The organism is Meiothermus luteus (genome assembly GCF_003574085.1).
Taxonomy (GTDB): domain Bacteria; phylum Deinococcota; class Deinococci; order Deinococcales; family Thermaceae; genus Meiothermus; species Meiothermus luteus.
Genome location: NZ_QWKZ01000109.1, coordinates 1 through 8471, shown reverse-complemented (window position 1 = coordinate 8471; position 8471 = coordinate 1). Strand labels below are relative to the sequence as shown.

Below are 8471 nucleotides of genomic sequence, written 5' to 3'. Positions count from 1 at the left end.
CCCTCGAGCCACCGCACCCCGGCCCCTAGGGCCACCTCTACCTTTTCTAGGGTGTCCTCCGGCCGGCTGTGCAGATGGAGCCCAAGGTCGCAAACCCCCCCGTCCAACCCGGCCACCGCCTCTAGGGTCTCACCAATGGTTTGAGCCGAGGCTACCCCGTAGGTGTCGGCCAGGGCCAGGCCCGCGATGCCCTCCAGGCCGCGCATCCGCTGGACAAACTGGGCGGTGAGGGCCGGGCTCCAGGGGTCCCCGTAGGGGTTGCCGAAGGCCATGGAAAGGTAGACCACAAAGCGTTTACCCCGGGCCTGCGCCACCATCTCCCGCAGCGTCCTCCAGGAGTCCTCCAGCCCCATGTTCAGGTTGCGTCTTTGGAAGGTTTCGGAGATGGAGAAAGGGTAGCCCACGCTGGTCAGATGGGGCGCCTGTAGAGCCCGCTCGAGGCCCCTTAGGTTCCCGACCACCGCCAGGTACTCCCGCCCTTCGGGGGGAGGAAGGGCGGCCAACACCGCTTCGGCGTCGGCGTGCTGGGGTACCCACTTGGGAGAAACAAAACTGGTCAGGTCCAGGTTTTGGAACCCAGCCTCTAGAAGCCCCTTCAGATAGACCACCTTTTCCTCGGTGGGGATAAATCGGCTGTAACCCTGCCAGGAGTCTCGGGGGCACTCCACCCACTTCACGTTCCCCACTATAGCCAAGCTGGTGGTCGTGTGCACCGGGCTGGTCTAAGCCGCCTTTGTGGCATAGAGTTGGGAGGATGGAATTGTTTGACCGAGAACTTGACCGACTGGCTGAGGTAGCGGTAAAGGTGGGCCTGGGCCTCCAGGAGGGCCAGGAGCTGGTGGTGACGGCGGCCATTGAGGCCGCCCCATTGGCCCGGAGGATTGCTGAGCAGGCCTACCGGAGCGGTGCTGCGCTGGTCACGGTCCTCTATGAGGACGAGGCCACCACCCTGGCCCGCTTTTTGCACGCCCCCGAGGTCTCTTTTGACCGGGCCCCGGGATGGCTTCTGGAGGGCATGGCGGAGGCTTTCCAGAGCGGGGCGGCGCGGCTGCACATCGCCGGGAGCGACCCCAACCTGCTCAAGGGCCAGAACCCCGAGCGGGTAGCCCGGGCCAACCGGGCCCGTTCCTTGGCCTACCGGCGGGCGCTGGAGCTCATCAGCACCCACCACATCAACTGGACGATCGTGGCCTACCCCCATCCGGCCTGGGCACGGGCGGTGTTCCCCCAACTGCCCCAGGAAGAGGCGGTAAGGAAGCTTTGGGAGGCTATTTGCCGGGCCTCCAGGCTGGACCAGCCCGACCCCTTGGCGGCCTGGGCTGAGCACAACTGTCGGCTTCAGGAGCGCGTGGATTACCTAAACCAGAGGCGCTACCAGGCCCTTCACTTCAAAGGACCGGGCACCGATTTGTGGGTCGGCCTGGCCGAGGACCACCTCTGGGCGGGTGGGGCGGTGCGGGCCAAGAACGGGGTGGTCTGCAACCCCAATATCCCCACCGAGGAGGTTTTCACTGCGCCGCACAAGAACCGGGTGGAGGGGTACGTGCGCAGTACCAAGCCGCTCTCCTACCAAGGAAGCCTGCTGGAGGGGATTGAGGTGCGCTTTGAGAAGGGCTGCATCGTAGAGGCTCGAGCCGAGCGGGGCGGGGAGATTCTGGAGCGAATCCTGGAGACCGATGAAGGGGCCCGGCGGCTGGGTGAGGTGGCCCTGGTGCCCCAGTCCTCCCCCATCGCCCAAAGTGGCCTGCTCTTCTACAACACCCTCTTGGATGAAAACGCGGCCAGCCACATCGCCTTAGGCCAGGCCTACAGCGAGTGTGTGCAGGGGGGCGGTGGGCTAGGGGAAGAGGCGTTGGCGGCCAAGGGGCTCAACCGCAGCCTGATCCACATTGACTGGATGATTGGCTCAGAGGCGGTGGATGTGGACGGCATCACCCTGGATGGGCGGGCCGAACCCCTGATGCGGGCTGGGGAGTGGGTCTAGCGCTTTTCACGCGGCTTTCCCCAGGCCTCTACCACAATCTGGCCCTCGTGCACCCGGGCCCGCTCGGGGCCACGGGGGCCCCCTTGGCCCTCGGGGGCCTGCGCCACGTGATGGGCGATGCGGAGCTGTTTGGCCTCCAGACTCATGGCCCAGATGGCCGCCTCCTCCCGGCCGGTGGCCCCGGCGTGGGCCAGCCCGCGCAGCTTCCCTACCACGATGATGTCGCCCGCCGCCACCACCTCGGCCCCGGCGTTCACATCGCCCAGGATGACCACCGTGCCCGGCGACTCGACGCGGCTCCCCGAGCGCAGGGTCTGGTCAATCACCTCGGTGTAGGGGATGTATTTTTCGCCCCGCTGGGGCCTGAGCTGCAAGCCCCGCTCGCGCCCCAGCTCGAGCAGGGCCTCCAACACCCCCTGGCCCACCGCCCCAGCCACCTCTACCTCGAGGGGCAAGGGGGGCAGGTCGGCCAGGGCTTTGCGCAGCATCTCGGGGGTTTCGTTGCCGTCAAGCCGCAGGGCCAGGGCGTTGAGGGTGGCGCGTATCCGCATGCAAGGCTGTTATACCAGAAAGCCTAGCGGTTGGCGATGTGGATGGCCTGGCGGTGCAGGTGCTCGGCGGCCTCCATGATGCCCTCGGAGAGGGTGGGGTGGGGGTGGACGGTGAGGGCCACGTCGGTCACGGTGGCCCCCATCTCCAGGGCCAGGGCGATCTCGGCGATCATGTCCGAGGCGTTCGGGCCCACGATGTGCCCGCCCAGCAGCAGGTCGGTCTCGGCATCGCCCACCAGCTTAATCAGGCCCTCGGTGGCCCCCAGGGTCAGGGCCCGGCCCGAGGCCGCGAGGGGGAACTTGCCCACCTTGACCTTGTAACCGGCCTTGGCGGCCTCTTCCTCGGTCAGGCCCACCGCGGCCCACTCTGGGCTGGTGTAGACCACGTTGGGAATCTGGTAGTCCATGGCGGCGTTGCCCCCGGCGGCGTTCTCGGCGGCCACCAGGCCCTCCTTCATGGCCTTGTGGGCCAAGAGGGGTGGGCGGGTCACGTCGCCGATGGCGTAGATGCCCGGCACATTGGTCTCCATGCGCTCGTTGGTGGGGATGTAGCCGCGCTCATCCACCTTGACGCCAATGGCTTCCAGCCCCAGCCCTTTCCCGCGCGGGCGGCGGCCGGTAGCCACCAGGATTTTATCCACCACGATTTCTTCTTGCTTCCCCGACTTTACGTCCTCGAGCGTCACGTGCAGGCCATCCTTCTTGCGCTCGACCCCCACGCCTTTGGTGCCGGTCTTGATGACGATGCCCTGCTTGGTAAGCGCCTTGGCCAGCAGACCTGCGGTCTCGGGGTCGGCGGCGGGCAGAATCTGGCCCATGAACTCAATCACCGTGACCTCGGCCCCCAGACGCTTGTAGACCTGGGCGAACTCGAGGCCAATCGCCCCCCCCCCGATGCACAAGAGCCGCTTGGGGAACCCCTCCTCTACCCGCAGGGCCCCGGTGGAGTCCACGATGTCCTTCTGGTCTACCTCGAAGCCCGGCAAGGGGTTGGGCTCGGAGCCGGTAGCCACGATGAAGGTTTTGCCCTGGATGCGCTCGCCCCCCACCTCGATGGTGTTTTTGTCAACAAACTTGGCAAAGCCGGTCTTGAGGTCTACCTTGTTGCCCTTCAGCAGTTGGGAAACCCCACCGGTGAGTTTTTTGACGATGCCGTCGCGCCAGCCGCCCAGCTTTTTCAGGTCCACCCGGGCCTCCTTGACCTCCAAGCCGAACTGGCCTCCGTGCCGTAGGCCCTCGAGCTCCTCGGCGGCGTGCAGCAGGGCCTTGGTGGGAATGCAGCCCACGTTCAGGCAGACCCCGCCCACCTGCTCCGCTTCCACCGCCAGCACCTTCTTACCCAGTTGGGCCGCCCGGATGGCCGCGTGGTAGCCGCCGGGGCCGGTTCCGATCACAATCACATCGTAGATGGTGGCCATAAAACCCCATTTTAGTAGGTGCTTTAATGGAAAACAAAATCCGCTGGATGAAAAACTACAACGCTTCCAGGAAGAGCCGCTCGGGTTTTTCCAGGAGCCGGATCACTTCCTTGCAGAACCGTGCGGCCTCGGCCCCGTCGACCAGCCGGTGGTCAAAGGAGAGGGAGAGGTACATCATCTGGCGCACCACCACCTCGTCGCGCTCGTTCACCACCGGGCGCTTCTGGATGGAGTGCACCCCCAGGATGGCCGCGTCTGGCACGTTGATGATGGGGAAGCTGAAGAGGGCCCCGATGGAGCCGATGTTGGTCACGCTAAAGGTGGAGCCGCTCACCTCCTCCGGGGCCAGCCGGCCGGCGCGGGCCCGCTCGGCCAGGTCGTTGATCTCGCGGGCCAGTTGTAGCAGGCTCTTGCGGTCTACGTCCTTCACCACGGGCACAATCAGGCCCCCCTCGGTGGCCACCGCCATCCCGATGTTCACGTAGTGCTTGAGCACCACCTCCTGCCGGGCCTCGTCCAGCGAACTGTTGAGGGCCGGGAACTTCTTGAGCGCCACCGCCAGGGCTTTGAAGACGAAGGGCAGGTAGCTGAGCCTGACGCCCTGGGCCTCGGCTTCCGGCTTGAGCCGCTCCCGCAAGGCCACCAGCTCGGTCATATCTACTTCATCCACCGAGAGGGTGCGCACGGTGTAGAGGTGCGAGGCCACCATCTGGCTCGCGATGGCCCGCCGTAGGCCGCGCAGGGGCATGCGGGTCTCGAGGTCTTCGTAGCCCTTAGGGGGTTTGTACTGCACCGGGGGCGGGAAGCCGGGAGCAGGCGGTTTGGGGGCTTGGGGCCGAGCCTGGCTTTGGGCCTGGGCGTAGGCGCGCACGTCCTCTACCCGCACCCGGCCCCCCGGCCCCGAGCCCGGCACCTGGGCGATGTCCAGGCCCAGCTCGCGGGCCAGCTTGCGGGCCGCCGGCACCGCCACCACCCGCCGGGGCTGGGCTACGGTGGTGCTCTGGACGGTCTGGAGCGGCGCCGCTTTAGCGAAGGGGTTTTTCACCTGCTCCTGTTTTGGGTCGGGTTTGAACAGAGAGAGGCTGGCGCCATCGTCCTCGGCAACCGTGCCCGGCTCCACGATGGAGCGTTCTTCCTGGGCCTGCACGCTGGGCGCTGGGGTGGGTTTCTTGTCCGTGATGGGGGTGGTTACCTCCCCTGGCTCCGCCACCAGGGCGATGGGGGCATGCACCGGCACCACCTCTCCTTCCTTCACCAGCTTCTGCAGGAGCACGCCCTCGTAGGGGCTGGGTAGCTCCACCGTGACCTTGTCGGTCATGACCTCCACAAAGGGCTGGTCTTTTTTGAGGGGCTCGCCCTCGTTCACCAGCCACCGAAGAATCTCACCTTCCACCACAGACTCTGCGAGCTCAGGCAACACCACTTCTTTGGGCATGAGGCCTCCCTAGTAGTCAAGTAGACGTTTGGCAGCGTTTAGGATACGGGTTACGGTGGGCATGTAGAGCTTGTCCTGGGCCAGCGGGTAGGGGGTGTCGAAGCCGGTCACCCGCAGGGGTGGGGCCAGCAGCTGGTCGAACAACTCTTCCGAAACCGTGGCGGCCACCTCCGAGGCCACGCTGGCCGTGCGGGGGGCCTCGGAGACCACCAGCAGCCGCCCGGTCTTGGCCACCGAGTTTAGAACCGTTTCTTTGTCCCAGGGCATCACGGTGCGCAGGTCTATCACCTCCGCCTCAACCCCGGCGACGGCCATCTCCTCGGCGGCCTTGAGGGTCTCCACCATCGGCCCGCCGTAAGAGACGAGGGTGATGTCCCTTCCCTCACGACGAAGGGCAGCCTTGCCGATGGGAATCAGGTAGTCGTCGGACGGTACTTCTTCCTTTACCGCGCGGTAGAGCCGCTTGGGCTCCATGAAGACCACCGGGTCGTCGTCGCGAATGGCCGATTTGAGGAGCCCCTTGGCGTCGTAGGGGGTGGAGACCACCACCACCTTGAGGCCAGGGGTGTGGGCGAAGTGGGCCTCGGGGCTTTGCGAGTGGTGGTGCCCGCCCTTCACGCCGCCGCCGCTGGGCATCCGCACCACCATAGGGGCGGTGAACTGCCCCCCGGAGCGGTAGCGCAGCTTGGCCGCCTGGGAGAAGAGCTGGTCAATGCCGGGGAAGACGTAGTCGGCGAACTGAATCTCGGCCACCGGGCGCATCCCGTGGGCTGCCAGCCCTACGGCGGCCCCCAGAATGGCGGCTTCGGAGAGGGGCGTGTCCATCACGCGGTCGGGGCCATATTTTTGTTGTAGGCCCTCGGTGGCCAGGAAGACCCCACCCCGCTGGCCCACGTCCTCCCCCAGGATCATGACCCGCTCGTCGCGGCGCAGCTCTTCGTCCAGGGCCATGTTAATGGCTTGCACAAGGGTCACGATGGGCACGGCAGCCTCCTTATGCCTCGAGCTCCTCGGCTACCTGCCGGCGCTGTTCTTCTAGGTGCCAGGGGCGGGCGGCGTAGACGTCGTCGAACATCTGCAAGGGGTCGGGTTCTCCGGCCTTCTGCGCTTCTTGCAGGGCGGTCTCGAGCTCCTTAGCGATTTCCAGGCGCAGCTCGTTGGCCCACTGGGCGTCCCACAGGCCCTCCCTTTCCAAGAAGCGCTGGTAGCGTAGGATGGGGTCTTGCTGACGCTCGGCGGACAGCTCTTCCCGGCTTTTGTACCGGGTGTCGTCGTCGGCGGAGGAGTGGGGGCCGAAGCGGTGCACCGCTAGCTCCACCAGGCTGGGGCCTTCCCCGGCCCTAGCCCGCTCGACCACGTATTGGACGACGAAGTAGCTGGCCAGCACGTCCAGCCCGTCCACGTAGTAGCCCGGTATCCCGTAGGCCTTGGCCTTGACGGCGATGTTTTCGGAGGCGGTCTGCTTGGAGATGTTCACGCTGATGGCGTAGCGGTTGTTCTCGCATACGAACACCACCGGGGCCCGCTGCACCGCGGCGAAGTTGACCCCAGCGTGCCAGTCGCCCTCGCTGGTGGCCCCGTCGCCAAAGGTGCAGACCGCTACCTGATGGGTGCGGCGCAGCTTCATGCTAATGGCCGCACCGGTGGCGGGCGGGATGTGCGAGGCGATGGCCGAGCAGACGGTGAAGATATTGAGGGGCCGGCTGCCGGGGTGCGAGGGCATCTGGCGGCCCTTGGCGGGGTCGGCGGCGTTGCCCAGGGTCTGCCCGAAGATTTCCACCGGCGGCACCCCCATGGCCAGCACCAGGCCCAGGTCGCGGTAGTAGGGGAAAAGCCAGTCGTGGCCCTTTCGCAGGGCGTGGGCGATGCCTACCTGGGCGGCCTCGTGGCCCGCGTGGGGCGCAATGAAGCTGGTCCTTCCGGTGCGCACCAAGACGACCAGCTTCTCGTCCAGCAGCCGGGCTGCCAGCATGTCGCGGTAGAAGTGCCGCAGCTCCTGGGCCGACAGTCCATGGCTGAAGGGGGCGACCCAGCAGCCTTCGGGGTCTATGAGCCGGATGGGCTCCTGACTAAAGGACGGGAAAGCGATGCGTTCTTTGACCATGTTTCCTCCTGGCGGGCTGGGGTGGCCAGCCCGGCCGGCTGGGGCCCCGGGTAGGGGCCTTCGTCTTCGCGCCGCCCTGGGTAAGGGCCAGCGCAGGAAACGGCAGCCCGGTGGGGGATGGGCCTTGGTATACCGGGCTGGAGGTCCTCCCCGGGCCTAGAATGGGTGGCATCTGGCCCGTGCTTTTCATGGTGACCTCTTGGTACTAAAGATTATAGCCGGTGGAGGATATGAAGCTCAGGGTCTGCGTGGTGGGTAGGCCCCGCCTACCCTACGCCCAAGCGGGGGTAGAGGAGTACGTTCGGCGTTTGCAGCGGTATGCCCGGCTCGAGCTCCTCTACCTGAAGGAAGGCTCCCAAGTCCAGGAGGGAGAGCGGTTGCTGCAGGCCTCCCGTGGCTACAAGCGGGTGGTGCTGGACGAGCGGGGAGAGTTGCCCGATACCTTGAGCTTCAAGGCCCGGCTCGAGGCTTGGGAACTGGAGGCCAAGGGCGTGGCCTTCCTGATCGGGGGCGCCGAGGGCCACGCTCCGGCGGTGCGCGACCAGGCCGACTGGCTGCTTGCGCTCTCCAAGCTAACCCTGCAGCACGAGCTGGCCCTGGTGGTGCTTTTGGAGCAGCTCTACCGGGTCGAAACCCTCAAGCGGGGCGAGCCCTATCACCGATAAATGCCTCCAACATGTGCCTTTCCAAGGTTGGGGCCCCCACGGTAAGCGTGCAAACCGATACGTGAAAGTCAATGGCATCACTGCAAATGCGCATTCCTTCGTGTGCTACCTCATATGCTACCTCATAGCTCCCCCCTAGCCATTTTCAAGAGCACCCGGCTACGGGTCAGCCGTTAGGCTACATTGCTGAGGTTGTGGACCAGCAGGATGAGGTTCACCCGGGCCACTAGACCCCAGTAGGACCGAACCTCTATCCGGTGAAGCCCCAAAGAGCGTACCATCACGCTAAACCGGGTCTCGATCCAGTTGCGTAC

8 protein-coding genes and 1 pseudogene are annotated in these 8471 nt (G+C 65.9%); 2 read left to right on the top strand and 7 right to left on the bottom strand.

All coding sequences use genetic code 11. From position 1 onward, the window contains the following. On the bottom strand, positions 1-677 hold a 677-nt coding region (locus Mlute_RS12870; RefSeq protein WP_119361013.1), incomplete at its 3' end, for a beta/alpha barrel domain-containing protein. Between the two features lie 77 nt (positions 678-754). Between Mlute_RS12870 and Mlute_RS12865 the strand changes: the two genes are divergently transcribed. Further along, entirely contained in the window at positions 755-1984 is a 1230-nt protein-coding gene (locus Mlute_RS12865) for an aminopeptidase (RefSeq protein ID WP_119361012.1), read from the top strand. Here the strand turns inward: Mlute_RS12865 and Mlute_RS12860 are convergent. From Mlute_RS12860 to Mlute_RS12840, 5 genes are read right to left on the bottom strand one after another with little or no spacing between them, the layout of a single operon-like run. After that, positions 1981-2535 carry a septum site-determining protein MinC gene (locus Mlute_RS12860; protein WP_119361011.1) on the bottom strand — a complete coding sequence of 185 codons (555 nt, stop codon included), beginning with the start codon at positions 2533-2535 and terminating at the stop codon, positions 1981-1983. The genes Mlute_RS12865 and Mlute_RS12860 overlap by 4 nt on opposite strands. A gap of 23 nt (positions 2536-2558) precedes the next feature. Next, the gene (gene lpdA / locus Mlute_RS12855; RefSeq protein ID WP_119361010.1) at positions 2559-3953 is read right to left on the bottom strand and encodes a dihydrolipoyl dehydrogenase; all 1395 of its coding nucleotides are present in this window, start codon (positions 3951-3953) and stop codon (positions 2559-2561) included. 55 nt (positions 3954-4008) lie between these two features. Next, a complete protein-coding gene (locus Mlute_RS12850) occupies positions 4009-5388 on the bottom strand; it encodes a dihydrolipoamide acetyltransferase family protein (RefSeq protein ID WP_119361009.1) in 1380 nt (459 codons plus the stop codon). Between the two features lie 9 nt (positions 5389-5397). After that, the gene (locus tag Mlute_RS12845) at positions 5398-6372 is read right to left on the bottom strand and encodes an alpha-ketoacid dehydrogenase subunit beta (protein ID WP_119361008.1); all 975 of its coding nucleotides are present in this window, start codon (positions 6370-6372) and stop codon (positions 5398-5400) included. A 10-nt stretch (positions 6373-6382) separates the two neighbouring features. Further along, the gene (locus Mlute_RS12840; RefSeq protein WP_119361007.1) at positions 6383-7492 is read right to left on the bottom strand and encodes a thiamine pyrophosphate-dependent dehydrogenase E1 component subunit alpha; all 1110 of its coding nucleotides are present in this window, start codon (positions 7490-7492) and stop codon (positions 6383-6385) included. 230 nt (positions 7493-7722) lie between these two features. Between Mlute_RS12840 and Mlute_RS12835 the strand changes: the two genes are divergently transcribed. Then, the gene (locus tag Mlute_RS12835) at positions 7723-8157 is read left to right on the top strand and encodes a 23S rRNA (pseudouridine(1915)-N(3))-methyltransferase RlmH (RefSeq protein WP_119361006.1); all 435 of its coding nucleotides are present in this window, start codon (positions 7723-7725) and stop codon (positions 8155-8157) included. Between the two features lie 173 nt (positions 8158-8330). On the opposite strand, the pseudogene Mlute_RS16545 reads toward Mlute_RS12835, so the two are convergent. Then, positions 8331-8471 (bottom strand): annotated as a pseudogene (locus tag Mlute_RS16545) (transposase); the annotation flags it as partial.

Coding starts and splice junctions, on each gene's coding strand:
- Mlute_RS12865 (WP_119361012.1), top strand. CDS start 755: ATGGAATTGTTTGACCGAGAACTTGACCGACTGGCTGAGGTAGCGGTA.
- Mlute_RS12860 (WP_119361011.1), bottom strand. CDS start 2,535: ATGCGGATACGCGCCACCCTCAACGCCCTGGCCCTGCGGCTTGACGGC.
- lpdA (WP_119361010.1), bottom strand. CDS start 3,953: ATGGCCACCATCTACGATGTGATTGTGATCGGAACCGGCCCCGGCGGC.
- Mlute_RS12850 (WP_119361009.1), bottom strand. CDS start 5,388: ATGCCCAAAGAAGTGGTGTTGCCTGAGCTCGCAGAGTCTGTGGTGGAA.
- Mlute_RS12840 (WP_119361007.1), bottom strand. CDS start 7,492: ATGGTCAAAGAACGCATCGCTTTCCCGTCCTTTAGTCAGGAGCCCATC.
- Mlute_RS12835 (WP_119361006.1), top strand. CDS start 7,723: ATGAAGCTCAGGGTCTGCGTGGTGGGTAGGCCCCGCCTACCCTACGCC.